General features: G+C 39.8%; 36 protein-coding genes and 1 pseudogene. 8 read left to right on the top strand and 29 right to left on the bottom strand.

Annotated features, from left to right (window positions below; translation table 11 throughout):
- The 4 genes from GMD6S_RS05690 to GMD6S_RS05675 form a co-directional block, all read left to right on the top strand.
- Positions 1-494, top strand: a 494-nt coding sequence (locus GMD6S_RS05690; RefSeq protein ID WP_000685571.1) for a carbohydrate ABC transporter permease, incomplete at its 5' end; no start/stop codon positions are given.
- A gap of 1 nt (position 495) precedes the next feature.
- Positions 496-1,338 (top strand): sugar ABC transporter permease, encoded by an 843-nt coding sequence (locus GMD6S_RS05685; RefSeq protein ID WP_001065649.1) that lies wholly within the window; start codon positions 496-498, stop codon positions 1,336-1,338.
- Positions 1,339-1,518: 180 nt separating this feature from the next.
- Entirely contained in the window at positions 1,519-2,319 is an 801-nt protein-coding gene (locus GMD6S_RS05680) for a DUF1189 domain-containing protein (RefSeq protein ID WP_000938235.1), read from the top strand.
- Between the two features lie 9 nt (positions 2,320-2,328).
- On the top strand, positions 2,329-3,315 hold the full coding sequence (locus tag GMD6S_RS05675) for a LacI family DNA-binding transcriptional regulator (RefSeq protein ID WP_001145429.1): 987 nt from the start codon (positions 2,329-2,331) through the stop codon (positions 3,313-3,315).
- A 33-nt stretch (positions 3,316-3,348) separates the two neighbouring features.
- On the opposite strand, the gene GMD6S_RS05670 is transcribed toward GMD6S_RS05675, so the two are convergent.
- The 12 genes from GMD6S_RS05670 to rgg all read right to left on the bottom strand — a co-directional run bounded on the left by GMD6S_RS05670 (position 3,349) and on the right by rgg (position 12,544).
- The gene (locus tag GMD6S_RS05670; RefSeq protein WP_000806269.1) at positions 3,349-4,290 is read right to left on the bottom strand and encodes a YitT family protein; all 942 of its coding nucleotides are present in this window, start codon (positions 4,288-4,290) and stop codon (positions 3,349-3,351) included.
- Complete coding sequence (aspS, locus tag GMD6S_RS05665) at positions 4,268-6,031, bottom strand: aspartate--tRNA ligase (RefSeq protein ID WP_000830911.1); 1,764 nt, start codon at positions 6,029-6,031, stop codon at positions 4,268-4,270. Before aspS ends, GMD6S_RS05670 begins: the two co-directional genes overlap by 23 nt.
- A gap of 151 nt (positions 6,032-6,182) precedes the next feature.
- Positions 6,183-6,401 carry a hypothetical protein gene (locus GMD6S_RS05660; RefSeq protein WP_000832176.1) on the bottom strand — a complete coding sequence of 73 codons (219 nt, stop codon included), beginning with the start codon at positions 6,399-6,401 and terminating at the stop codon, positions 6,183-6,185.
- A gap of 17 nt (positions 6,402-6,418) precedes the next feature.
- On the bottom strand, positions 6,419-7,060 hold the full coding sequence (locus tag GMD6S_RS05655; RefSeq protein WP_000771224.1) for a CPBP family intramembrane glutamic endopeptidase: 642 nt from the start codon (positions 7,058-7,060) through the stop codon (positions 6,419-6,421).
- A gap of 9 nt (positions 7,061-7,069) precedes the next feature.
- Positions 7,070-7,804, bottom strand: a complete 735-nt coding sequence (locus GMD6S_RS05650) for a DUF3169 family protein (RefSeq protein WP_000730197.1) — start codon at positions 7,802-7,804, stop codon at positions 7,070-7,072.
- Positions 7,805-7,817: 13 nt separating this feature from the next.
- A complete protein-coding gene (locus tag GMD6S_RS05645) occupies positions 7,818-8,168 on the bottom strand; it encodes a PspC domain-containing protein (protein WP_000657658.1) in 351 nt (116 codons plus the stop codon).
- Positions 8,169-8,170: 2 nt separating this feature from the next.
- Positions 8,171-8,368, bottom strand: a complete 198-nt coding sequence (locus tag GMD6S_RS05640; protein ID WP_001046134.1) for a hypothetical protein — start codon at positions 8,366-8,368, stop codon at positions 8,171-8,173.
- A complete protein-coding gene (locus tag GMD6S_RS05635; RefSeq protein ID WP_001046120.1) occupies positions 8,355-8,543 on the bottom strand; it encodes a hypothetical protein in 189 nt (62 codons plus the stop codon). The genes GMD6S_RS05640 and GMD6S_RS05635 overlap by 14 nt, the downstream gene beginning before the upstream one ends.
- Positions 8,543-8,746 carry a helix-turn-helix transcriptional regulator gene (locus GMD6S_RS05630; RefSeq protein WP_000916947.1) on the bottom strand — a complete coding sequence of 68 codons (204 nt, stop codon included), beginning with the start codon at positions 8,744-8,746 and terminating at the stop codon, positions 8,543-8,545. The genes GMD6S_RS05635 and GMD6S_RS05630 overlap by 1 nt, the downstream gene beginning before the upstream one ends.
- Positions 8,747-8,889: 143 nt before the next feature.
- Positions 8,890-10,170, bottom strand: coding sequence for a histidine--tRNA ligase (gene hisS, locus GMD6S_RS05625; protein ID WP_000775841.1), 1,281 nt, complete (start codon positions 10,168-10,170; stop codon positions 8,890-8,892).
- A gap of 77 nt (positions 10,171-10,247) precedes the next feature.
- Positions 10,248-11,495, bottom strand: coding sequence for a hypothetical protein (locus tag GMD6S_RS05620; protein ID WP_000770638.1), 1,248 nt, complete (start codon positions 11,493-11,495; stop codon positions 10,248-10,250).
- Positions 11,496-11,692: 197 nt separating this feature from the next.
- Positions 11,693-12,544 carry a quorum-sensing system transcriptional regulator Rgg gene (rgg, locus tag GMD6S_RS05615; RefSeq protein ID WP_000434958.1) on the bottom strand — a complete coding sequence of 284 codons (852 nt, stop codon included), beginning with the start codon at positions 12,542-12,544 and terminating at the stop codon, positions 11,693-11,695.
- 123 nt (positions 12,545-12,667) lie between these two features.
- Between rgg and GMD6S_RS05610 the strand changes: the two genes are divergently transcribed.
- Entirely contained in the window at positions 12,668-13,009 is a 342-nt protein-coding gene (locus tag GMD6S_RS05610; RefSeq protein WP_001204052.1) for a metal-sulfur cluster assembly factor, read from the top strand.
- Between the two features lie 174 nt (positions 13,010-13,183).
- On the opposite strand, the gene ilvD is transcribed toward GMD6S_RS05610, so the two are convergent.
- The gene (gene ilvD / locus GMD6S_RS05605; RefSeq protein ID WP_000137380.1) at positions 13,184-14,887 is read right to left on the bottom strand and encodes a dihydroxy-acid dehydratase; all 1,704 of its coding nucleotides are present in this window, start codon (positions 14,885-14,887) and stop codon (positions 13,184-13,186) included.
- 220 nt (positions 14,888-15,107) lie between these two features.
- Between ilvD and rpmF the strand changes: the two genes are divergently transcribed.
- Together rpmF and rpmG are read left to right on the top strand one after the other, a co-directional pair.
- Positions 15,108-15,290, top strand: coding sequence for a 50S ribosomal protein L32 (gene rpmF, locus GMD6S_RS05600; RefSeq protein WP_000290417.1), 183 nt, complete (start codon positions 15,108-15,110; stop codon positions 15,288-15,290).
- A 15-nt stretch (positions 15,291-15,305) separates the two neighbouring features.
- Positions 15,306-15,455 carry a 50S ribosomal protein L33 gene (gene rpmG, locus GMD6S_RS05595; RefSeq protein WP_001265622.1) on the top strand — a complete coding sequence of 50 codons (150 nt, stop codon included), beginning with the start codon at positions 15,306-15,308 and terminating at the stop codon, positions 15,453-15,455.
- 448 nt (positions 15,456-15,903) lie between these two features.
- Here rpmG and GMD6S_RS05590 read toward each other — a convergent pair whose 3' ends face one another.
- The 6 genes and pseudogenes from GMD6S_RS05590 to GMD6S_RS05570 all read right to left on the bottom strand — a co-directional run bounded on the left by GMD6S_RS05590 (position 15,904) and on the right by GMD6S_RS05570 (position 19,218).
- On the bottom strand, positions 15,904-16,953 hold the full coding sequence (locus GMD6S_RS05590; RefSeq protein ID WP_000126416.1) for a DUF389 domain-containing protein: 1,050 nt from the start codon (positions 16,951-16,953) through the stop codon (positions 15,904-15,906).
- The gene (locus GMD6S_RS05585) at positions 16,950-17,273 is read right to left on the bottom strand and encodes a potassium channel family protein (RefSeq protein WP_001253404.1); all 324 of its coding nucleotides are present in this window, start codon (positions 17,271-17,273) and stop codon (positions 16,950-16,952) included. Before GMD6S_RS05585 ends, GMD6S_RS05590 begins: the two co-directional genes overlap by 4 nt.
- Before the next feature lie 13 nt (positions 17,274-17,286).
- Complete coding sequence (locus tag GMD6S_RS05580; RefSeq protein ID WP_000397556.1) at positions 17,287-17,628, bottom strand: hypothetical protein; 342 nt, start codon at positions 17,626-17,628, stop codon at positions 17,287-17,289.
- Positions 17,610-17,855, bottom strand: a pseudogene (locus tag GMD6S_RS12195) (TMEM175 family protein); the annotation flags it as partial. The pseudogene GMD6S_RS12195 and the gene GMD6S_RS05580, both read right to left, overlap by 19 nt.
- Before the next feature lie 398 nt (positions 17,856-18,253).
- Positions 18,254-18,592 carry a Cd(II)/Zn(II)-sensing metalloregulatory transcriptional regulator CadX gene (cadX, locus tag GMD6S_RS05575; RefSeq protein WP_000711083.1) on the bottom strand — a complete coding sequence of 113 codons (339 nt, stop codon included), beginning with the start codon at positions 18,590-18,592 and terminating at the stop codon, positions 18,254-18,256.
- Between the two features lie 11 nt (positions 18,593-18,603).
- Entirely contained in the window at positions 18,604-19,218 is a 615-nt protein-coding gene (locus tag GMD6S_RS05570) for a CadD family cadmium resistance transporter (RefSeq protein ID WP_000250556.1), read from the bottom strand.
- Positions 19,219-19,246: 28 nt separating this feature from the next.
- Between GMD6S_RS05570 and GMD6S_RS13100 the strand changes: the two genes are divergently transcribed.
- Positions 19,247-19,432 (top strand): hypothetical protein, encoded by a 186-nt coding sequence (locus GMD6S_RS13100; protein WP_009013804.1) that lies wholly within the window; start codon positions 19,247-19,249, stop codon positions 19,430-19,432.
- Positions 19,433-19,718: 286 nt separating this feature from the next.
- Here the strand turns inward: GMD6S_RS13100 and GMD6S_RS05565 are convergent, their stop codons facing one another.
- From GMD6S_RS05565 to GMD6S_RS05520, 10 genes are all read right to left on the bottom strand, one after another.
- Positions 19,719-19,931, bottom strand: a complete 213-nt coding sequence (locus tag GMD6S_RS05565) for a hypothetical protein (protein ID WP_000710706.1) — start codon at positions 19,929-19,931, stop codon at positions 19,719-19,721.
- 66 nt (positions 19,932-19,997) lie between these two features.
- A complete protein-coding gene (locus GMD6S_RS05560; RefSeq protein WP_000177340.1) occupies positions 19,998-20,189 on the bottom strand; it encodes a hypothetical protein in 192 nt (63 codons plus the stop codon).
- Positions 20,190-20,477 (bottom strand): hypothetical protein, encoded by a 288-nt coding sequence (locus GMD6S_RS05555; protein WP_000542381.1) that lies wholly within the window; start codon positions 20,475-20,477, stop codon positions 20,190-20,192.
- A gap of 113 nt (positions 20,478-20,590) precedes the next feature.
- Positions 20,591-20,818 (bottom strand): hypothetical protein, encoded by a 228-nt coding sequence (locus GMD6S_RS05550; RefSeq protein WP_009013763.1) that lies wholly within the window; start codon positions 20,816-20,818, stop codon positions 20,591-20,593.
- A 72-nt stretch (positions 20,819-20,890) separates the two neighbouring features.
- Positions 20,891-21,106 (bottom strand): hypothetical protein, encoded by a 216-nt coding sequence (locus GMD6S_RS05545; protein ID WP_000043341.1) that lies wholly within the window; start codon positions 21,104-21,106, stop codon positions 20,891-20,893.
- 75 nt (positions 21,107-21,181) lie between these two features.
- The gene (locus tag GMD6S_RS05540) at positions 21,182-21,364 is read right to left on the bottom strand and encodes a hypothetical protein (RefSeq protein WP_000780387.1); all 183 of its coding nucleotides are present in this window, start codon (positions 21,362-21,364) and stop codon (positions 21,182-21,184) included.
- A gap of 617 nt (positions 21,365-21,981) precedes the next feature.
- Positions 21,982-22,593: a 30S ribosomal protein S4 gene (gene rpsD / locus GMD6S_RS05535; protein WP_000092756.1), complete on the bottom strand. Its 612-nt coding sequence runs from the start codon at positions 22,591-22,593 to the stop codon at positions 21,982-21,984.
- Positions 22,594-22,794: 201 nt separating this feature from the next.
- Complete coding sequence (locus GMD6S_RS05530) at positions 22,795-23,829, bottom strand: sensor histidine kinase (RefSeq protein WP_000769392.1); 1,035 nt, start codon at positions 23,827-23,829, stop codon at positions 22,795-22,797.
- Positions 23,826-24,524 (bottom strand): response regulator transcription factor, encoded by a 699-nt coding sequence (locus GMD6S_RS05525; RefSeq protein ID WP_000751228.1) that lies wholly within the window; start codon positions 24,522-24,524, stop codon positions 23,826-23,828. Before GMD6S_RS05525 ends, GMD6S_RS05530 begins: the two co-directional genes overlap by 4 nt.
- 80 nt (positions 24,525-24,604) lie before the next feature.
- Positions 24,605-25,566, bottom strand: a 962-nt coding sequence (locus GMD6S_RS05520) for an SSURE domain-containing protein (protein WP_000629924.1), incomplete at its 5' end; no start/stop codon positions are given.

Here is a 25,566-nt window from a genome sequence, read left to right as displayed (position 1 = left end):
TCCTTCCTTTCCTTGACGGAGCGCTTATCCCTTGGAAAACAGACCCAACTTGGACTAAGATTGCCTTGATTATGATGCAAGGTTGGCTAGGATTCCCATACATCTACGTTTTGACTTTGGGTATCTTGCAGTCGATTCCTAACGACCTCTACGAAGCGGCTTACATCGATGGTGCCAATGCTTGGCAAAAATTCCGCAACATCACTTTCCCTATGATTTTGGCTGTTGCAGCTCCAACATTGATCAGCCAATACACCTTCAACTTTAACAACTTCTCTATCATGTACCTCTTCAACGGCGGAGGTCCTGGTAGCGTTGGTGGTGGAGCCGGTTCAACTGATATCTTGATCTCATGGATTTATCGTTTGACAACAGGTACATCTCCTCAATACTCTATGGCGGCAGCTGTTACCTTGATCATCTCTATCATTGTCATCTCTATCTCTATGATCGCATTCAAGAAACTACACGCATTTGATATGGAGGACGTCTAAGATGAATAACTCAATCAAACTCAAACGTAGACTGACTCAAACCCTCACTTACCTCTACTTGATTGGCTTATCAATCGTCATTATTTATCCACTTTTGATCACCATTATGTCAGCCTTCAAGTCTGGTAACGTGGTAGCCTTTAAACTAGATGCTAACGTCGACTTTAGCTTTGCCAACTTCCAAGGGCTCTTCACTGAAACCTTGTACGGCACTTGGTACCTCAACACTTTGATTATCGCCTTGATTACAATGGCTGTTCAAACAAGTATCATCGTACTTGCTGGTTATGCCTACAGCCGTTACAACTTCTTGGCTCGTAAACAAAGTTTGGTCTTCTTCTTGATCATCCAAATGGTGCCAACTATGGCCGCTTTGACAGCCTTCTTCGTTATGGCCCTTATGTTGAATGCCCTTAACCAAAGCTGGTTCCTCATCTTCCTTTATGTTGGTGGAGGTATCCCGATGAATGCTTGGTTGATGAAAGGCTACTTCGACACAGTACCGATGTCTCTTGATGAATCAGCAAAACTAGATGGTGCAGGACACTTCCGTCGCTTCTGGCAAATTGTTCTCCCACTCGTTCGTCCAATGGTTGCAGTACAAGCGCTCTGGGCCTTCATGGGACCTTTCGGAGACTATATCCTCTCTAGTTTCTTGCTTCGTGAGAAAGAATACTTTACAGTTGCCGTTGGTCTACAGACCTTTGTCAGCAATGTGAAAAACTTGAAGATTGCCTACTTCTCAGCAGGTGCTATCCTCATCGCCCTTCCAATCTGTATTCTCTTCTTCTTCTTACAAAAGAACTTTGTTTCAGGACTTACAAGTGGTGGCGACAAGGGATAATTTATCCCCGCCACCCTTTTTCATTTTGATCTTGTTTCTAAAGTTGAAAGATTAGACACAAGACCGCAAATAGTAGCAAAATCAGCTTTTCAGTAAGCAATTTATCTACTAGACTTGAAATAAAGCACATTTCTCTATATAATAATACTCATATAGAAAACACCTTTTAGAAAGATACAAATGCTTCCATATCCATTTTCATATTTTTCAAGTATTTGGGGATTTCGTAAGCCCCTGTCAAAACGTTTTGGACTCAACTGGTTTCAACTCCTCTTTACTAGCATTTTCCTCATCAGCTTGTCCATGATTCCAATTGCCATTCAAAACAGCTCACAGGAAACGTATCCACTGGATACCTTTATCGATAATGTCTACACACCCCTGACAGATGAAGCAATCATGGATTTGTCGGAGAATGCGCAGATAGTAGATGGAAAACTGAGCTATGCTGGAACTAAAAATCAGCAAGCTTCTCTTCTGATTGGTCCAAGTCCAAGTAAGGAATTGCCAAAGGATTTGCAACTTCATTTTGATACTGAAGAACTCATCATCAGCAAGGAAAGCAAGGAACTGACCCGCATTCGCTACCACGCCATTCAAACGGAGAGTTTCCAGAGTAAGGAAACTTTAACCCAGGCTATTTCTAAAGACTGGTACCAACAGAACCGTGTCTATATCAGTCTCTTTCTCGTCCTTGGTGCTAGCTTCCTCTTTGGATTGAATTTCTTCATTGTCTCTCTTGGAGCTAGTCTTCTCCTTTATATCACCAAAAAATCACGCCTCTTTTCATTTAGGAGCTTTAAAGAGTGCTACCATTTTATCTTGAACTGTTTAGGATTACCAACTCTGATTACGCTTGTTTTGGGACTTTTTGGCCAAAATATGACAACCCTTATCACTGTACAAAACATTCTTTTTGTTCTTTATCTGGTCACCATCTTTTATAAAACACATTACCGCGATCCAGATTATCATAAATAGGAGATTTTTATGCCCGTTACGATTAAAGATGTGGCCAAGGCTGCAGGTGTCTCACCTTCAACCGTAACCCGTGTTATTCAAAACAAATCAACGATTAGTGATGAAACCAAAAAACGAGTTCGCAAGGCTATGAAGGAACTCAACTACCATCCCAATCTCAATGCTCGTAGCCTAGTTAGCAGCTATACTCAGGTTATCGGTTTGGTATTGCCTGACGACTCGGATGCCTTTTACCAAAATCCTTTCTTCCCATCTGTCCTTCGAGGTATCGCCCAAGTTGCGTCTGAAAACCACTACGCTATTCAGATTGCAACGGGGAAAGATGAGAAAGAACGTCTCAATGCGATTTCTCAGATGGTTTATGGCAAGCGTGTTGACGGTTTGATTTTCCTCTACGCTGAGGAAGAAGACCCTCTGGTCAAGCTAGTAGCTGATGAGCAGTTCCCTTTCCTCATTCTCGGAAAATCCACTTCACCCTTTATCCCTCTTGTTGATAATGACAATGTCCAAGCTGGCTTTGATGCGACAGAGTATTTCATCAAAAAAGGATGCAAACGAATTGCCTTTATCGGGGGTACAAAGCGACTCTTCGTAACGCAAGATCGTCTAACTGGCTATGAGTCCGCACTCAAACAACACCAACTTCCGATTGATACCAACTTAACCTACTTTGCGACCGAATTTCTAGAAGAAAAAGGGTATCAGTTCAGTGAACTCCTGTTCAATCACGATCCGCAGATTGACGCTATCATCACAACCGATAGTCTCCTTGCAGAAGGAGTTTGTGACTATATCAGTAAGTATCAGCTAAAAGTTCCTGTCTTGAGTTTCGACTCTGTCAATCCTCGACTTGATCTTGTAGCTTATGTGGATATCAATAGTCTGGAACTTGGGCGCGTTTCCTTTGAAACCATTCTTCAGATCATCAACGATGCTAAAAACAATAAACAGATTTGTTACCGTCAGTTGATTGAACACAAAATTATCGAAAAATAAAGACCAGCCTTGCGGCTGGTCTTTTGAGTATTATTAATTGTCTGTTTCTACGAATCGTCCTAGGATGTGGACATTTTCTGATACAGAGACAAAGGCTGTCGGATCAACCTGTTTCATGATGTGTTTAAAATCATTAAACTCTGCTCGTGTGATAACCGTAATCAAGACTGCTTTTCTCTCATGATTATAGGTTCCTTCTGCATCGTGGATCATAGTTGCTCCGCGGTGCAATTTTTTATGGATTTTTGCAATTACTTTATCAGGATTATTGGTCACAATCATGGCCTGCATGCGTTTTTGCTTGGTAAAGACCGCGTCTGTCACACGACTGGAGACAAATATGGTAATCATGGAGTAGAGAGCGTATTTCCAACCAAAGGTCAAACCTGCTATCAGCATAATCGTCCCATTCACTAAGAAAGAAATACTACCGACATTTTTCCCTGTTTTCTTGCGAATGGTCAGGCTGACAATATCTGTACCTCCACTGGAAATATTATTGCGTAAAGCAAAGCCGATCCCCAAGCCCATGACAACACCCCCAAAGAGAGCATTGATAATGGGATCCTCTGTCAAGGTCACAACTGGCACAAGCTGGATAAAGAGGGAACTCATGGATACTGTGATAAAGGTAAAGATTGTAAACTTATGCCCAATCTGATACCAAGCCAAAATCATCAACGGAAAATTGATAGCATAAAAGGTTAGCGATATCGGAATGTAAAAACCAAACCAGTGATTACTCAAGGCAGAGATAATCTGTGCCAGACCCGTCGCACCACTGGAGTAAACGTGCCCTGGTTGAAAAAAGAAATTGACTGCTACCGCTGACAAAAAGCCATAAACCAGAGAGGCCGATACTTTCTCATCATATTTTTCTCGAGAGATACTTTGTAAAACTCGTAAGATTTTTATCTGATAAGCAAAGCGGCGCAGATAATAGCGGCACCGCTTAATTTGTTTTGCTTGTTTCATCTTCTTCTACTTGTAAGCTGAGTTCCTCTAGTTGTTTGAGAGCGACTGTTGATGGAGCTTGTGTCATTGGGTCGGTTGCCTTGTTGTTCTTAGGAAAGGCAATGACTTCACGGATATTTTCTTCTCCTGCTAAGAGCATCACAAAACGGTCAAGTCCGATCGCCAAACCACCGTGTGGTGGGAAACCATAGTCCATGGCTTCAAGAAGGAAACCAAACTGGTCATTTGCTTCTTCAGCCGAGAAACCAAGAGCCTTAAACATGCGTTCTTGAAGGTCTTTTTGGTTGATACGAAGGCTACCACCACCAAGCTCATAACCGTTCAAGACGATATCGTAAGCAATGGCACGAACCTTAGCCAAATCACCTTCTAATTCGTGAGCTGTTTCTTCCTGTGGAAGGGTAAATGGATGGTGGGCGCTCATGTAGCGGTCTTCTTCTTCAGACCATTCAAACATTGGCCAATCAACCACCCAAAGGAAGTTGAACTTATCGTTATCAATCAAGCCAAGCTCTTTGGCAATACGTCCACGAAGGGCACCTAGTGTTGCATTCGCCACTTCAAGCGTATCCGCCACAAAGAGAACCAAATCCTTATCTTCAAGACCAAGTGCTGCAGTCAAGTCTGCTTGGATCCCAGTCAAGAACTTGGCAACTGGTCCGTTTAATTCTCCATCCACAACCTTGACCCAAGCAAGACCTTTAGCACCGTACTGTTTAGCTACTTCGGTCATCTTGTCAATGTCTTTACGTGAGTAGTTGTCTGCAGCTCCTTTGACTACAATGGCTTTAACAGCAGGCGCTTCTGAGAAGACTTTAAAATCAACACCCTTGACAACTTCTGTCAAGTCCTGAAGCAACATGTCAAAACGGGTATCAGGCTTGTCAGAACCGTAAAGAGCCATCGCATCATCGTATTTCATACGAGGAAATGGAAGCGTCACGTCGATGCCTTTTGTTTCTTTCATCACGCGCGCAATCAATCCTTCTGTAATATCTTGGATCTCCTGCTCCGTAAGGAAGGATGTTTCCAAGTCGACCTGGGTGAACTCAGGCTGACGGTCACCACGCAAGTCCTCATCACGGAAACATTTAACGATTTGGTAGTAACGGTCAAATCCAGCATTCATCAAGAGTTGCTTAGTGATTTGTGGACTTTGAGGAAGAGCGTAGAAATGCCCTTTATTGACACGAGATGGCACCAAATAGTCACGCGCCCCTTCTGGCGTTGATTTAGAAAGGAATGGCGTCTCCACATCGATAAACTCCAACTCATCCAAGTAATTACGGATAGAGTGAGTCACCTTAGCACGAAGCTTAAGGTTTTCTAGCATTTCTGGACGACGAAGGTCAAGGTAACGGTAACGCAAACGTGTATCGTCATTGGCCTCAATCCCATCTTTAATCTCAAAAGGTGTTGTTTTAGCTGTATTCAGCACTGCCAGAGCTGTCACATTCAACTCAACTGCACCCGTTGGCAACTTATCATTGGCTTGCTCACGTGCAGCAACTTGTCCAGTGACCTCAATGACAAATTCGCTACGAAGGCTTTCAGCTGTTGCCATAACCTCTGCAGATACTTTTTCAGGGTTGATAACCAACTGCATGATTCCTTCACGGTCACGAAGGTCGATAAAGATTAAACCACCAAGGTCACGACGACGGCCAACCCATCCTTTCAAGGTCATTTCTTGTCCGATGTGTTCCTCACGAACACGACCAGCATACATACTACGTTTCATGTTTTCTCTCCTCTTTTATTCTGTTACTATTTTACCATAAAAGCGCAGGCTCTTCATGAAAATCAGCAGAAAAGTTTGATTGTCTTTAGAAATCAAAACGAACAGACAAAAAATCCGATGAAAACGTCATCGGATTCTCTGCTTATGATTCTTAACCTTTTTTACGCTTTTCAGCAATCTCAGCTGCCTTTTTAGGTAGAACAATCTCCGTCGCATAAGCCGAAGCAAAACGCAAGACACCTGCAATAGGCGCAAAGACAACTGCTAGATAGTTGTAAAAGAAATCGCCTTTAAAGGCATAGGCAAGTGCCCCGATGATAAAGAAGAGAACGACCGCCTGTATCACTGCTAATAAAATTACTCGTTTCATGTGACCTCCTGACTCTATTATAGCATGAGTATCATCAAAAAGCCGATTAAATTATTCAAAGCGTGGAGAGAAATACTATAAAGAAGACCTTTTCGGCTTACATAAGCCAGACCCAAACTTAATCCCAGACTAGCATAAACTAAAAACTGTTGCAAAGTCCCTGGAAAATGAATCAAGGCAAAAAGCACACTTGATACGAGGAGAAACAGAGCTGTCTGTTTGCTGTTGTTCTGCTTAGGAAAGAGATAGCGCGCCAGCATCCCTCTAAAGATGAGTTCTTCCGTCAGAGGAGCAAAGACTACCACCATAAAGAAACCAAATACAGGCTGAGCAACTGTCAATTGTGATACGATTTGTTGATTGACTGACGGATCTTCTGGCAAAAAGAACTGGGCTGTAATCGCCACTAGCAAAACCAGAGTAGGCAACCAGATATAACGATTAAAAGCTGTCGTCTGGATGCTAACCTTTTCTGTCTGATACCATCTGTAAACTCCATAAACATAGGCCCCTGATAGGACGACATAAAGTGGTAAGACTCCAAAGATTGAAGCCCCTAGTCCAAGAGCTGACAGCGCCGTACTCTGAACCAGACCATAGCCAAAGAAAAAGGATAGAACAGCTAGAAGAAACCAGCCAAGATTTTTAAGTAATTTCATAAAAGACTCCTATTTGAAATAACGTTTTACCATAGGTAATTGCATCACATTGATATAAATATGGATCGCTCCTACAAGCAAGAAGGCTAGTAACTGAATCTCTCCTGTCAGTAAGGAAAAGAGAACGATTAGAAAATAGAGAGCTGGCAAGACATACTGGTTTAATTGGAATAAAATTCGAAAACTTTGTTCCAAATTAGCCTTGCGCTCCCCTTCATCGTAGGAGTTTATATAGTCCAAGACATCTTTTGGTGTAGAGAAGAATTCCAAATCAAACTGACGAACGATCGCAATGGTCTTATAGAGATATTTTTGAGCACTGAAAATCATCACTAATGCCAAAAAAGAAAGAGATAAGGTTATATAGCTGATATTTAGTACAATTACTTCACTACCTGAGATGAAAAGAGCCAAAAAAATCGCTACGCCTGCACTATTAAAAGCAATAGTTCCAAACTCGAGATTACGATACATTTGTACATAATAGGTTTCATTCAGATCATCATCCATTTCCTCTTGATACAAGGAGTGAAATTTTCTGCTTTTCTTTAAGAAATCGAAAGTCAAAAACATACTAATGAAACCTAACAGTAAACAAATAGATGATATCCATGGAGTCACGGTTTTGACATCTAAAATGGTTCCGTAGTTTTCGGTATAGGCCTTAAACATCTCTGCAAACATGCCCAAGAAGCCTCCCAAGATCAAAGCCATTAAAAATAACAATCCACGTTTCTTTTTCATATTCATCCTCTTTCTAAACTAATCCAACCAACCACTGACCAAAGTCCTTACCTGACTCAAAGATAGCGGTCAAGCCTTCTGTTCCAAGTGACACCAAAATCAAACAAACAGCAAGTAAGAGAATAGCTTGGTTTCTAGCTTTTTTTGCTCCATCCCCCAAGGGTTCATTGCCAAGCCAACCTGCTAGATAGGCATAGAGAGTTACTGTTATAATACCAATCTCCGTAGAAGAGAGAAACAAGAAGACTGTCACCAAACGAACGATATTGGCTTGAATGTTAAAATAATTTCCTAAACCTGCACAAACACCCGCAAGTTCTTTGTGCTCAGTATCGACTTGAAAACCCGCTAAAAACTCTTTCATATTCATTCTCCTTTTTCACTTGCTAGATTTTTGAATTTCTTTTCAATCCAGTCAACTACTGGGATGAGAGCAAAGTAGGTCCAAACAAATTGGTCGCTTTGATATGGATTAAACCAGCCTAGGTCCATCCCAATCAGTAGAAATACGCTGACTAATAGAGCTATGGCAACTACATAATAGATTACTTTATACTTGTTCATCATTTTTCTCCTTTTTCTTCAACCGATTGAAAATGGACAAGAGGACTAAATTAATCCAAAACAAATACTTACTTTCAACAAAATAGAACCAACCCAGTAATGTTCCAATCATAGCAAAAGCATTCACAATAAAGGCAAAAACACTCATATAATAAATCACTTTATACTTGTTCATCACTCGTCCTCCTCTATCCGAAATACCGACTCGACTGGTTCATTGAATATCTGCGAAATCTTCAGGGCGATCACAATGGACGGGGTGTATTCGTCCCGTTCTAGTAGGCTAATGGTCTGTCTGGACACGCCAGCTAGTTTGGCCAGCTCTGTTTGATTGAGACCATCGCGAGCCCGAAGCTCTTTTAAACGATTTTTAAGCATTCCTTTCTCCTTCACTCTTAACTTGCTTACATTGTAACACATCTTTTTCTTTTTGACAACTATATTTGTCAAAAAGTTTATGATTTTTGTCATTTTGCAAAAGAAAACGGTCAGGAGTAAGGTCCTGACCAGTTTTTCTACTATTAAAAGCCTAATTTTTCAAAGATGTCTGAGAAGTTTTGGCTGATGGTCTCAAGGGATACTTGAACTTCTTCTCGTGTTTGGTTGTTCTTAACCGTCACTTGTCTGCTTTCGACTTCGCTCTCTCCTAGCGTGATGAGGGTCTTAGCCGCAAAGACATCGGCTGACTTGAACTGAGCTTTGAGCTTTCGGTTGAGGTAGTCACGTTCTGCTTTGAATCCTTGTTGGCGAAGGGCTTGTACCAATTCCAAGGCCTTGACATTTGCTTCTTCACCCAAGACTGCGATATAGACATCTAGGGCATTTTCGATAGGGAGGGTTACACCTTGCTTTTCAAGGATGAGAAGCAGGCGCTCTACACCAAGTCCAAAACCAAATCCAGCAGTTTCAGGACCACCAAAGTAGGCAACCAAGCCATCGTAGCGACCTCCTGCACAGACGGTCAATTCATTGCCCTCGATTTCAGTGATGAATTCAAAAATCGTGTGGTTGTAGTAGTCCAGACCACGCACCATATTGGTATCGATGATATAGTCTACACCCAGATTTTCCAACATCTGACGCACAGCATCAAAGTGAGTTTGGCTTTCTTCATCAAGGAAGTCCAAGATAGACGGCGCATTCTCTACTGCCACCTTGTCATCTTTTTCCTTAGAGTCCAAGACACGGAGAGGATTTTCCTCCAAACGACGTTGGCTATCCTTCGACAGGGTCTCCTTGAGTGGTGTCAAATAGTCGATCAAGGCCTGACGATAAGCCGCACGGCTCTCAGGATTTCCGAGAGTGTTGAGGTGTAATTTGACACCTTGGATGCCGATTTCTTTCAAGAAATGAGCTGCCATAGCGATGGTTTCCACATCGGTAGCTGGATTGCTAGAGCCAAAACACTCAACACCAATCTGGTGAAATTGGCGTAAACGCCCTGCCTGTGGACGCTCATAACGGAACATAGGGCCCATGTAATAGAACTTACTTGGCTTTTGCACTTCTGGTGCGAAGAGTTTATTTTCCACATAGGAACGGACAACGGGCGCAGTTCCTTCTGGACGGAGGGTGATATGGCGGTCACCCTTGTCATAGAAGTCGTACATTTCCTTGGTTACGATATCAGTCGTGTCCCCGACAGAACGACTGATGACCTCGTAGTGTTCAAAAATAGGCGTGCGCACTTCCGCATAGTTATAGCGCTTGAAAATTTCACGAGCAAAGCCCTCAACGTACTGCCACTTGGCAGACTCAGCAGGTAAAATATCCTGCGTTCCTTTTGGTTTTTGTAATTTCATTGGGAATCCTCTTTAAACTTAATAGTCTTATTTTACCATAAATAGAGGGATTAAAACAGTATGAATAAAATTAGGATTCAAATATCATTTTTGAGATTAATAACTGTCAAAAGAATAGCCAGCAAGGAAAGACCAACAAATAGCATCCAAGTCAACTGTATATTCCATACAGCTATAAGTGAAAAACAAGCTGTTCCCACAGGTATGGATAAGGTAAACAATAAACCTAAAAAATTACTGGTACGAGCTAGAACATCTGGAGCTAGATTTTTCATGAGCATGGCACTAATCTTTGGTTGAACTTTACCAGACACATACAGAGTTAAAAATAGAAATAGCAAACCAAGCACGACTTGATTGAATACATTAGCTAGACCAATTAGACTGAGTCCTACGGTCGCCCACATCATCAATCTAGGCAAAGACTGCTTCCCAAAATAATCATTGCCCGTAAGGCTACTGATGATGATTGCTACTAAAACACAGAATTGATTGATAAATAGTGCCTCTGTGTAAGAAAAATTCAAGAGAGAATGGCTCAAAAAGAAGATGTTATAGATGCTTCCTAAAGCCCCACCCAAGGCATTAATAAGCAAGACAGCAAAGATCATGAAACCAAAGTTTTTCTGTCCACCTTTAAGAAAAACGAGACGTAAATTTCGGTAAATTGTTAGGAACTGGTCTTTGATAGAAAGCTTCTCATTTTTTAGTTTTTTACCATCAGCAGATGACATTGACAGACTCAATTTGCTTTTTCCTAAAAAGAGAATAAAGGCTGATACTAGGAAAAAGCAGGCATTGATTCCCGCAACAAGGGAAAAATTGTTGACCGATAGACCTAAGAGCCAAACTCCAAAAGCTTGACCACCAATAGCTGAAATATAGGTGATAAACTGGGAAAAAGAATAAGCTTCCATCAGATCCCCTTCAGCTACTTTTTCCTTAACGAGGGGCATGCGCAAACCACCAGCAAAATCACTGATCACATCACTGATGACATTGATCAAACACAGGCTAGAAAAGGCAAAGAGACTAGCTTGCTGAACAACTAGGGCTGCCAGAAAAAATAAAACCGCCTGAAACAAACCGCTATAGACCATCCATTTGACCTTGTCCCTTGTGTAATCTGCCCGAATCCCTACAAAAACTGTAAAGAGAGTCGGAAGAATCATGACAATATTCGCCATAGCAACAGCAAAAGAGGCTTGTGGCAAGGTCGATGCATAAACGATAAATACCAGGTTAAAAATCGAAGCACCAAAGGCATTGAAGAAGCGCGACAAAGTCAAGAGTCGATAAGCTTGATTTCTAAACAATAGTTTCATAGGTGATCTCCCTTCTTGTTATAATCCCTATATGAAGTATGACTATAGTATAGCACTTAGAAATTGAAAGGGAAAACTTTTGAATATATGCAACACACAAAATGAGCAAAGAAACGATAGAACTTTTGTAACGACCTGAGAGTAGTCAAAAGTTCTATCGCTTAAATTTTCAAATTATTTTCTTAGTTTGCAGATATTCAACAATCGGTTGTATTTCTGTAGTATTCAGCAGATTTGTTACAACCAAGCATCTCAAAAATATGGACAGCATCTTCCATCTTTTTCTGACCTTCCTTGACTCTACCCTGCTTGCTATCAAGAAGACCTTCAGCCCACAAATAGACAATTCGGAAATAGGTCTCATTTTCCTTGTAGAAATGCTCTTTGATGACACGTTTAAAATAAGAGGCATTGGTAAATTCTTCACACTCAATGCTGGCTAAAAAACCATTCAATAGCATAGTATGAAAAAGGTTTCGATTACTAGACATTTCCATTAGAAAATCGGATTTGCGGACCATTTCTCGTACATATCTAGTAAAAAGAGAAACAGACAAGAACGGAGAACTGACTGAGAACAAATTGAGTTCATAGATTCCCCAAATCTCAGTAGAAAACAAGTAGTCATGAAGGACTTTCCCTTCCTCTGCCGTTAACTCAACCGTTTCATCCATACTCTTCATATAAGACTTGATAATGATGGCATTTAGAATATGTTTCTGTTTGTTTTGAGAATGGGCATGCTTTTGATACTCCTTGCGATATAAGTCCTCAAGAGGTGCTATATTCTTTAAATCCAAAACATCTGTGATTTCTTTTCTCAACTCCGAATCTGTATCATACTGAAAACCTCTCGCCAGAAAGAGGATTTCCTCTACACTAGCAGATATATTTTCTAGGGCAAATAGAAACTTTTCCACCGAAAGCTCACTCTGACCTGTTTCAAATCGGGACAACATGGACGGCGAAAATTGTCCCCCAGTTGCTTGTCTCAGCGAGATATTTCTTGACTCTCGTAATTGTCTAAAGACTTTTCCAATCTGCTCCATAGACTTCCCCTTGATTCCATATTTTCTTCATTTTATCATATTTTTCAGAAAATTCATCAAAAACTTGCCAAATTGTCAGAATTATGAGAAAATAGAGGATATTTATCAGGTGGAGGGACTGTTATGAGAGACGATATCAAAATCAATGACCGCGCTTTGGCTTTACAAGACCAAATTATCGAAAAACTAGAGAAGGTTTTTGATACAGATGTGGAATTGGATGTGTACAATCTGGGCTTAATTTATGAAATCAATCTGGATGAAACAGGTCTCTGTAAGATTGTCATGACCTTCACCGATACTGCCTGTGATTGCGCCGAAAGCCTGCCTATCGAAATCGTCGCAGGTCTGAAACAAATCGAGGGTATCGAAGATGTCAAGGTTGAAGTTACCTGGTCGCCTGCTTGGAAGATCACACGAATCAGTCGCTACGGCCGTATTGCCCTTGGACTGCCACCTCGTTAATACTCTTCAAAAATCTCTTCAAACCACGTCAGCTTTATCTCCAACCCCAAAGCTGTGCTTTGAGCAACCTGCGCCTAGCTTTCTAGTTTGCTCTTTGATTTTTATTGAGTATAAGCAGGCAAATCACTTTTGAAGATGAAAAGAAGCAAGCCGAAAATGGCTTGCTTTTTAAGTTTATTTTTTACCTGACTTGTCCATATTCCAGAAGTCTGTCACGGCTCCGCGTGAAGCAGATGATACGATATGGGCATATTTACCGAGAACACCACGGCTGTAAAGAGGTGGCAATGTTGTTTCTGCCTTGCGTTTTTCAAGTTCTTCTTCTGATACGGCCATGGAAATTTCTTTGGTATCTTGGTCAACCGTAACGATATCACCTGTACGGAGGTAAGCAATCGGTCCACCATCCTGAGCTTCAGGAGCGATATGTCCGACAACCAGACCATAAGTACCACCAGAGAAGCGTCCATCCGTCAAGAGGGCAACCTTGTCTCCTTGACCTTTACCAACGATCATGGATGAAAGGGATAGCATCTCAGGCATACCAGGACCACCCTTAGGCCCAACGAAACGGACAACAACTACATCGCCATCAACGATTTCATCTGTCAGAACAGCCTGGATAGCATCTTCTTCTGAGTCAAAGACCTTAGCTGGTCCAACGTGGCGACGCACTTTCACACCTGATACTTTAGCAACCGCACCATCAGGGGCAAGGTTCCCATTCAAGATGATAAGCGGACCGTCTGCACGTTTTGGATTTTCAAGTGGCATAATGACTTTTTGGCCTGGTGTAAGGTCTGCAAAGTCAGCCAAGTTTTCAGCGACTGTCTTACCAGTACATGTGATGCGGTCGCCATGAAGGAAACCATTTGCCAAGAGGTATTTCATAACCGCAGGGACACCACCGACTTCGTAGAGGTCTTGAAAGACATACTGACCAGATGGTTTCAAGTCAGCCAAGTGAGGCACGCGCTCTTGGATCGTATTGAAGTCCTCAAGTGACAAGTCAACATTAGCCGCATGGGCAATGGCAAGCAAGTGAAGAGTGGCATTTGTAGAACCACCGAGAGCCATAGTTACAGTGATGGCATCTTCAAAAGCTTCACGAGTCAAGATATCTGATGGTTTGAGACCAAGCTCCAGCATCTTGACAACAGCACGTCCTGCTGCTTCGATATCTTCTTTCTTGTCAGCTGATTCAGCTGGATGAGATGAAGATCCTGGCAAACTCATACCGAGAACTTCGATAGCAGTTGCCATGGTATTAGCTGTATACATACCACCACAGCCACCAGGGCCAGGGCAGGCATTACATTCGAGACGTTTCACGTCCTCAGCTGTCATGTCACCATGGTTCCATTTTCCGATACCCTCAAAGACAGAAACCAAGTCAATGTCTTTGCCATCAAGATTTCCCGGTGCAATAGTACCACCATAGGCGAAAATAGCTGGAATATCCATATTGGCAATGGCAATCATAGAACCAGGCATGTTCTTGTCACAGCCACCGATAGCGACAAAGGCATCCACGTTGTGACCACCCATCGCAGCCTCAATAGAGTCCGCGATGATGTCACGAGATGTTAGAGAGAAACGCATACCAGGCGTTCCCATGGCGATCCCGTCTGCTACGGTAATGGTTCCAAACTGAACAGGCCAAGCGCCCGCAGATTTGACACCTTCTTTAGCCAATTTCCCAAAATCATGCAAGTGAATGTTACATGGTGTATTTTCCGCCCAAGTTGAAATCACTCCCACAATCGGTGTTTCAAAGTCCTTATCTGTCATTCCAGTGGCACGAAGCATGGCACGGTTTGGTGATTTCACCATACTGTCATAAACGCTACTGCGGTGACGTGTATCTAATTCTGTCATTTGTTCCCTCCCATTTCAGTTTTTACCATTATAGCACAATTTCCGCATGAAGAACAGAATAAAATTCTTGAATTTTCAGAAAATTTCGATTACTAGCTTCTAATTTTTTTATCTTTTTTTGTCAAGTAACTTTACTTTACAAAAAAAATGTGTTATCCTAGTATGGTTGATGAAAATCACTAGATTGAATCGAATTTAAATACCTAAAGGAGAAAAGAAAATGGCAGTACCTGCACGTCGCACCTCAAAAGCGAAGAAAAACAAACGTCGTACACACTACAAAGTAACAGCTCCATCTGTAAACTTTGACGAAACTACTGGAGATTACTCACGTTCTCACCGCGTATCACTTAAAGGATACTACAAAGGACGTAAAATCGCTAAAGCTGCATCAGCTGAATAATAGAAGGGAGATACCATGCGCGTAAATATCACACTTGAACACAAAGAATCTGGTGAACGCTTGTACCTTACTTCTAAAAACAAACGTAACACTCCAGACCGTCTTCAATTGAAGAAATACTCACCAAAACTTCGCAAGCACGTAGTGTTTACAGAAGTTAAGTAGGGGTTCAATACGAATCAATACATAAGAAAAACGCTGATTTAAAGCGTTTTTTCTTTTTGCCAAATGCGATATATTGCACTGTATTTCAATCCAAACTCTACCTTTTTCTCTACCTTTTTTCTTAAGACCTGGTTTGGAAAGTATGAATTTCAGTTGGACTAAAAACAGCGTAATATCAAGACTTTTCTCCGCTTTTATAAAAGCGTTTTTCCAATCAAATTCAACTAATTTTATCTAAATGGTGTGGATTTTACCCCCAAAATTACAGAGAATGGAGCTGATAAACACTAAACGTTCACACCATTAGTTAAATGATTTTTTTCATCATTTTTCTTAGATGATAGAACTTCTAATTTATTTCTTATTCAAGCAAAAACAACCTGCTATAAGTAAGAAAGAGGAAGATACAAGAAAAACACGGCGTAAAAACCGATTCAGTTCATTGTCCTCAATCCTTGTCTGCTTCATTTTCTTTTACGAGATCGTTTTGTGAATCTTTTTCAGAGAGTTTTTGATCAATATACTTGTCAATGTTTTCATAAAATTCCTTGGTCGCTTCACTATCTAATGTTGGCGAGTTCTGAACTTGATTCACTTTCAATTGAACAGATTGAATACCGTAAGAGGCTTGTTTTTGGTGGAGTGTTTCTAATTCTTCTTCTGAAATCGGATCTCCAACAACCGTCAAGACCAATTCATTGTTACTTGACTTGTAGACTTGATTAATAACCGTATAATTGGCGAACTCTTTTCCTACAAACTGTTTGATCCCTTCTTTGCGCGCTTGTTCTATTGTCAGAGTAACTGCCGAATAGCTAGCTGGAAGAATCAACAATACAATCAAAGAAATCAAGCCAATTCTCATTTTAATGCTCAGCTCTTTAAATGAAGTTAAAGGAGATTTTCTCATCAAAATTCTTGTTCCAACAATGTTGGCTAGCATGATAAAGACACAGTTGATCAAGAAAAGATAGAGAGCCCCCAATAAAAATCGTACATTCCCATTAGCTAAACCATAGCCAGCAGTACAGATAGGCGGCATCAAAGCTGTAGCAATGGCTACTCCTGGCACGATATTGTTTGCTTCTTTTTTCCTTGAACCGATCACACCAGCAATCCCACCAGCAATAGCAATGAGAACATCCCAAATGGTTGGAGAGGTTCGTGCGATCAACTCGCTACTTGCATAAGACAAGGGAGAAATCCAGAAATACAGAGTCGAGACAAGCAAACTGACCAACACTTGAGTCAATAAAACCTCTAGAGATTGCTTGATTAAACGCGTATCAAAAATAGCTAAACCGAATCCCAGTCCAACAATCGGTGTCATGAGAGGTGAAATTAACATGGCTCCAATAATAACAGCTGTTGAATTCATATTTAGACCGATAGAGGCAATAAAAATTGCACACATCAAAATCGCTGTATCTCTCAATCGAACATGAAGGTCATCGTATAATTTCTCACGGTATTCCCGTGTTGAATAATTGGCAGTCATTTGTCCTCTCCTCTTTCCTTATTTAAATCGGTATAATAATTAATAATAACAGCTGATAAACAGCCAAAAAATATGAGCCCATAAATCGTCAAGAAGACACTGGTAATCCTTCCAATCAAGGTCACAGCTAGGAGATCCCCGTAGCCGACAGTCGTCGAAGTCACAAAAGCATACCAAAGACCGTCTCCGTAATTTGTGATAGCAGGTTCAACTAGGAAAAGCACGCCTCCTGACCCAAAAACAAAGGTCACAAAACTCAGAGCAAACCGAGTAAAACCCGTAACCTGTATAATATGCCATAACATTTTTAAACGTCTCATTTGTTCTCCTTATTCATACTAGCTCCTGACCGAGCCGTTTTTTCCAATAATCAAAGTGAAGATAGGACATGATCTCCATCAGAGAAAGATAGACAAACTGATAGATCTGATTTAAGCTGATTATCAACTGATATTGTTTGAAAAATGACTGGAAGAAAGACCAGATATGACTGTCTTGAATCAGTCCCTTCTTAACATCAGACAGGATATTAGCTAAAGCTCCCAAGGACTGAAACGGTAAATCCTTGACATTTATATAGATCCGGTCCACCACATCATTCAGACTGGTATCTTGGATGGCATGAAATTCTCCAAAGAGAACTCCTGCCGCTCCAAGAGTAGAAACAAATTCCACCAAATAATTTCTGAGGAAATTTTCTCAACCTTTTCCCATAATGTGTTTAGTGCCATCCATAACGATCCCAACCAGAAAAAGGAAAGAAAATAAGCAAAGAAATTTTGCCGTAAATCCCAAAAAGCTTGAAGACTTGGTGTCGTTGGTTTTTCTAACTCTAAAATCAAAATGGTCATAATAATTGCTAGAACAGCATCTGTCAATGCAATTAATCTATCTTTCTTCATCAGATTACGTTGCCTTTCATTTTGTAGTATTCTATCTCATCGTATAATATTTATTAATCTTAAATATTGGATAGTCACTTCATATTTTGAGTACAAACAAGATACACTAAAAAGCATGTATCTGTCATATTTTATTTAACTTTAGAAATATTCATCCATCTAATCAATAAATATATCATATTTCACAATAAATGACTACTATCAAAGATACATTTTCTTTCAGATTTCTCCCTTTTAAACTTGGCTAACTTGACCTGCATTACCTAGGTCGCTTTGCTTTAAATTATACTTTTTTCTTAAAGATTTGCTACGAGTAGTCTTTCATGTGAGTAATTTTTATCAAAAAATTTCATAGATAAGTCCTATATATAATCATGATAAAGTAGTAAAAATAGTTGTTATCCTAGTTGATTAAAAAAGTCTTTGATTTCCTCATCTTTTATAAAATAATATATAATTTTCCCCTCTCTTCTAGTATCCAAGATGTTTTGATTGGCTAGTTTACGAAGATGGTGGGAGGCAGATGCCATACTGAGATTTAGTAAACAGGCTATATCACAGACACAGAGTTCTTCAACAGCAAGGAGATAAAAGATGATATTTATCTGTTTATTATCGGTAAACTTTGATAAAATACGAAGTGATTTTTGGACTTTTTCCTTTTCAAGGTAGTTCGTTGCGGTTGTAACATTTTGCTGATTTATAATATTCACTTGGCAGATACTATCTTTTTTCATAATTTTTTCTCCTAGCCGAACACAGTCCTTAGCATGTTAAAGCTGTTGTTTTCAATCAGGATATACATCCCCAGTCCTAAATAAACAACGGCAATAAACCATCTGCTATATTTTTCCAAAGTTTCTCCAACAGAAGGGACTTGTGCCAATTTTTGGGCAGAAAAAACCAAGAGATAAATCATGACTAGAAAGGTAAGTAAAGCCACTATCAAATTCGCTAAATTTAAGGTAATAAAATATGGGACAAAAACACCAATATTGTCAGCACCACAACTTGCAAAAGTAATCATAGCGACTAGAAAAATCAGGTTTTTATTATCTTTGCGCAAACCATCTTTTGCAATAGCTTCTCCATCAGAATCTCCTAAAAGCAAAACTTTGAGTCCTAGGAAAATTGGAATCAAACCGAGCAAACCTAAAATCTCTTTACTAGGAATATAATTTAAGACAAATGCAAAAAGTAAACTTAGCAATATTAGACTAACAGAGCCTAGAAATTGTCCTAAATAGATGTTAATGATGTCTTTTCTGCTTTTTCTTTTGGCAAAAAATAACATTAGGATAATAAGTAAGTCTACGGCTGTCCCAGAATACAGGATTATTGAAGTAACAACATTTTGAACCATAAAGCACCTCATTCAAATATATTTTTGAATGTATTTTAACATTAAACTTTGTAGATGTCAACTTCAGCTCCATCAAAATATAGATAAGAAGGTAGTGTCCCAAACATTAAAAAGCCCTGCCATCGAAATGATAGCAGGGCTTAACTTCAATATCCAGATGATATATTTATCTAAAAAAGGTAGAGTAAAAGGTAGAGTTTTTATTGATTTGTAGTGCGATATAATGAGTTTCCAAAAATCAAAAATCGCTTAAAATCAATATTTTGACATCTATTGACGTGTACTGAAACCCTTACTTAACCTCTGTAAGGATATAATTACGGTACCAGTATATCATAAATAATAACAAAATCTTGACTTTCCGAAAAATAAGTATTTTCCGGAAAAATATCGAAATTAAATCAAAACTAAAAATATCTCATACATTTGAACTGCACCCCAAAAGTTAGACAGAAAAAATCTAACTTTTGGGGTGCAGTTCATCAAAGGTGCTTTTCATTTTAAAAAACTTGTGGAAAAACTTCATCCCATATATCTACTAAGCTTTTCCCGTCAAATACTTTAGCTTCCATAGCTTCATCAATTGTATCAAACTGCTGACCTTCATAATCATAACCAACTACACATATACTCGATAAAAAGCAAGCACCTCGGCTATTATAATTAAATTCAAGATCTTTGTCTAAATATTTTTTAATTTCATCCTTTTTCATATAGGACCATCCCAACTAAAACAATCTCAACAAACAAGATTTTTTCCTTAGATTCTATTCCCACTACTAGCTTTCTATGATGCTGACGATTTCATCTTCAAAATATTCATAAAGAGTTCCATCAACATCTACCAGCAAGGAGTCAATCTCCTCGTCATTGTCAGAGGCGTCACAATAGTCTTCTACAAATCCTCTAACTACCGCGCCATTTTTTAACGTGATAATTACATCTGTACGGTTAAATTTCCAGAGTGTCATTTAAATATTCCTTTCAATATTGGCTAATTGCTTTGCTTTTTCGTAGTAAGGTGTTAAGAAATCGATAAAACCTTGTTTGTCGCTTGGATCATGTTCCTCTAAAAATATCATCAACTCAAAGTCATTGAGAGCGTCAAACATTTCAGAGTTTTCATTATCCCAAGCCTCGGAAAATTCCGCATCTTCTCCAAAAAGAGCGTTAAACGTAAAGGAAAAATCCCAAAAATTATCAATCTGACCACTGACTGTTTGCTGGAGCATGTCTAATACTTGTTGACTATAACCCATTACCCTTCCCCTCCTAATAAGAACGTTGTAGCATATTGAGCTACGTTCCAAAAATTTAACAGACAAAATCTAATTTTTGGGGTGCAGTTCATTCATCAAAGATGATTTTTATTTTAATAATACTGCACTTCAATTCCATCCATAATTTCTACTAAAGTGTTATCGTCAATTTTTAGAGAAATCAGATCAATGAATGATGATACCTGGTATTCCTTATCTCCAATCACCACTACAATATCATGAACAGAATTAGGAAAAATCCCACATACTTGACCATTATAATCAAAAGAGGCATCCCAACCATTGTCATATAACTCTTGTAAATCATCTAATATTGCCATATAAACTAAATCCTTTTCCATAGTGTTTTCTTTCAAATAAGGCAGGTAAAAGCACCTAGATTGTTCTAAGTCCTATGAGATTGTTTTAATCGAGACAATCTCACTCTCAAAGAGAGAAATTTCAGTAGCTTCATCTGGACTAGGATTAGCAATGAGAATAGTGATTTCATCTTGCTCATCATTGTCCATTTCGTCAACAAAGTCTATGACACGTCCCTTGATTATCTTATCGCAATTAGTGACTATCTGAACCCTTGATCGAAGATACTTCCAAAGCTGTTTACTCATTTATTTTCCTCTCTGCTATTTTTTCGATAGTTCTTATACTTTTTATAGTTAGTCGATAAAATCGCCTAGGTTGAACTAAGCACTAATAATTTTGATTTTCTTGATAATATCTTCAGGATATGAGCGATCACCTATAACTATTTCGTCAGGACCATCTAAATCATAACCGTCAAACCAATCAACCACCCTACCCTTGATGGAGGTCCCATCTTCTAAAATAAGGCGAACATTTTTATCAACATATTCCCATAATTTCATTAAGTTCCTTCTCTCTAACATCGGAACAATATGACCCAATATTAGTTATTTACTAATGGCTTTTAGTTCCTGTTAAAAGCATTATAGCACACCTTACTTGCTAAAGTACAACAAGCACCCCATTAGACTAACCTGCTACTTTGCTTTCTTGTAAAAATGTTGTATACTTAAGTAAATAAAGGAAGTAATCTTGTTCCCCCCTGTCTACTATGTGGTCGGAATGATGGTTACTTCTTTTTTCCCCCTTACTATCTCAATAGCCTTGTATTTAAAAGTTTTTTAGGCTATAATTAAATTAACGAATAGAGGTTTTCCATCTCCCCTTGAAACAGATCTTTCTGCGGTAGGAGGTGGGACGCCTCTATTTGTTTTTTAAGTCAAAATGATGTAAAATTAATTCAAGAAAGAAGTGTGGTTTTCCCGCCTAAAAGCTCTATAGCTGTGGGAGGGTCACGCTTCTTTTTACCTCTCAAAAGAGAACGCAAAAAAAGCCGTCTCATTCTTTGAAGCAGCAATGAAATCAATCTAGCAAATATCTAAGCAAACCCAGAAATCAACCTTTTAAGACAAAGCAAAAAGCCCACTGTTGTAGGCTTTCTGTAAGATATTTCTTAAAATTAAAGCATCTTGTTGTAGAATTCAACGACAAGTGCTTCGTTGATTTCTGGGTTGATTTCGTCGCGTTCTGGCAAGCGAGTCAATGAACCTTCCAATTTTTCAGCATCGAATGATACGAATGCTGGACGTCCAAGAGTAGCTTCTACTGCTTCAAGGATTGCTGGAACTTTCAATGATTTTTCACGAACTGAGATTACTTGACCTGGAGTTACACGGTATGATGGGATATCAACGCGTTTTCCGTCAACAAGGATGTGACCGTGGTTTACGAATTGACGAGCTTGACGACGAGTAGTCGCAAGACCAAGACGGTAAACAACGTTATCCAAACGACGTTCCAAAAGAAGCATGAAGTTGAAACCTAGGATTCCGCCTTTGATTTTTGTAGCTTGTACGAACAAGTTACGGAATTGTTTTTCACCTACACCGTAAGTGAAACGAAGTTTTTGTTTTTCAGCCAATTGCAAACCGTATTCTGACAATTTAGAACGGTTGTTTGGTCCGTGTTGTCCTGGTACGTAGTTACGACGTGCCAATTCTTTACCTGTACCTGTAAGTGAAAGGCCAAGGCGACGAGCTTGTTTCCAAGATGGTCCTGTATAACGTGACATATGTATGTCCTCCTGATATAAATAATATTTGGCGGAAATAGTCACTTAGAAAGCCCTGATTCGTGCAGATGCCCTTCGCCTAAACAGCCAAGGTTACTTATCATAAGACACCTGTTGACGAGCTTCATGCTTTCCTGCTGCTATTTCACACAAAGGCTATTATACCATGAAAAGCTAGATATGTAAAGGGATTTTACAGCTTTATTTCAAATTGAGGCTGAATGTAAACTTGCTTCCTAAGCCATATTGACTTTCTGCTGTGATTTCGCCACCAAGCTGATGAGCTAGTTCTCGTGCAATCGCAAGACCTAAGCCATGTCCACCTGTCTTCATATTGCGCGAAGTTTCTACACGATAAAGTCGTTTAAAAATCTTTTCCAAATCTTCAGGAAGGATCCCCTGACCCTCGTCTTTCACACTGATTGTCAGCTCTTGTTCTGTTAATTGGGCAAGAACCTCGATTCTGGTTCCTGGTTCTGAATATTTAAAGGCATTGTTTAACAAATTGACTAGAATGCGAGAAAGTTTGTCAGAATGGCTCTTGATTTTCGCTGACTCAGGTGATACTTGAATGTAAACATCCCGCTCCTCTTGTTCAATCTGGAGTTGGAATTCACTCATTGACTCAATCAGCAGCTGGTCTAAAAAGACCTCTTCGACTTCTTCAGTATCAGTGTCTTGAGGTTGTGTATTGAGAGTCAAAACATCCAATTCCTCCACTAGCTTGTTTAGACGCTCAGTTTGCCGACCAATCGTGGCTAAGTAGTGGAGCCGCTCCTCTTCCTTAATCACCCCATCTAGAATTCCCTCCACAGTAACCTGAATAGAGGTAATGGGAGTTTTAATATCGTGAGAGAGCTGCGCAATCATCATTCTCTTTTCTTGCTCGCTCTCATCAAGTGATTGAAAGGTGGCTTGCAAATTGTGGGACATGTCATTAAAAGCCTGACCCAGCTCTTGAAATTCTAATGGTCCTTTGGTTTCGATTTCTGTGCTGAAATCCTTGCTTGCTATATCCTGAGCTTGTTTTTTCAAATGTTTCAGAGAAGAAAAAACAGGCGACAGAAGAAAGATACTCACTGCAGCGCCAATGAAACTAGCAATCAAGGTCATTCCAACTAGAAAGTAAACTTCACTTTTCTCGATCAACATTCGTTGGACTGCCCAGAAAACGACCAAAATCGTTAGTAGAGTCGACACTAGATACCCCACTAGAATATAGTTTTTTAATTTCATTTTCTACCTCTTGGTTTTTCCATCTTATAGCCCAAACCCCAGACAGTTTTGATAGCAGGAGCATTTGAATTTGTATACTTAGTCAACTCTTGCCTCAAAGCATGGATATGAACATTGAGTGTATTGGTATCATCCACATAGTCCTCTTGCCATACCTTCTCGTAAAGTTCCGTCTTTGAAAAGACTCTCTCGGGATTGCTAGCTAATATCCATAGAAGTTCAAAGGATTTTACTGTCAATTCCAAAGGTTGCTCCCCAATGCGAACCTCATGAGTCACATGGTTGATTACTAAGTCACCAAACTCAATCTGTTCTGTCTCTCTTCCACGGCTAAGGCGACGCAAGATATTATTCACTCTTAAAACCAATTCGCGTGGGCTAAAGGGCTTGACTATAAAATCATCTGCCCCCAAACTTAATCCATAAATCTTATCCTGTTCGCTTGTCTTAGCAGTTGTAAAGAGGAAGGGTTGATCCGGAGCGATATACTGAACTTCACTGATAAAATCATACCCATCCATATTGGGCATCATGATATCTGTGATAATGAGGTCGATAGATTTTTTTCTGAAAAGTTCTAATCCCTCCTTACCATCATGGGCGACCAAAACATCGTAACCTGCCTGTATAAGATAGCGGTTTTGAATATCTAGAATATCTATTTCATCATCAACCAGCAAAATTGTCTTTTTCATCTGACACTCCTTCGATAAAAACAGTGTTATACTTGCTTTAGTATAACACTATTTTCTCTAATGTTTAAGTGATTTGAATCTTAATCTTCTCGTTTGGTTGTCAAACCCAAAAGTCCAACAAGCCCTGCCAAGGCTAGACCAACGATACCAAGGCCAGCTGTAGCTGTTTTAGCTTCCCCAGTATTTGGTAGCATCGCTTTATCATCTTTTTTCATCATATTAGCCATTGGGCTAGAAGCTGGTTGATCGACCTTCATATCTGACATATGGTGATTTGTACCCATCATACCCTCAGTCGTACCTGTAGAGCCTGTTTCAGAAGGCTCCGTATTCATCTGACCTTGTTGAGATGGTATTGTCGCCATTTCTTTTCCACGAAGCTGAATCGTTACTTGACGAGTAGCAATCAGATTGGTCAAATCAGGTTTGCCATCTTTAGAACCATAGACTTTAACAGTAGCTAGGTATGTATGTGTTCCGTTAGCTCGAAGTTGATCCAGCAAGGCCTGACCATCTTTGCCAACCGTATTGCCATTCAAATCCACTTCGTAGAAATATTGGCCTTTAGCCAAGCCTTCAAGTGGCAATAGAGCAGGATTTTTAGCTGTTCCGTTGTCTGACCATGGGGCTTTGTCTGAAGCTTTTAACAAGAGGCGAGTCAACATACCATCTCCACCAAAAGCTTCGTATGGAATAACTTGGTTGACACCGGCCAAGAATGGACCCGGAACATTTGCTTTTTCAAGGTAGCTAGCTGGAACATCAATCATGTCTTTGACATTGTTAACAACAGAGTCTTTAACCTGATTTGGAGTGGTCAAACTATTCAAATTAACAGTCAAATCTTTAGTCGCTATGAGGTTAGTTAAGTCAGGCTTGCCATCTTTCGCACCGTACACCTTGATAGTAGCTTTATAGCTTTGTGTACCATTTTGTTTCAAGAGGTCAAGCAAGTCTTTGTCAGATTTGCCTTGGGTGCCAGCCAAGTCTACTTCGTAGAAGTAAAGACCTTTGCCCAATTTCTCTACTGGTGGGAGAGCTG

Source organism: Streptococcus sp. GMD6S, assembly GCF_000297015.1.
The sequence above is the reverse complement of the archived record's forward strand: the minus strand, read 5'-3'. Positions and strand labels throughout refer to the sequence as shown.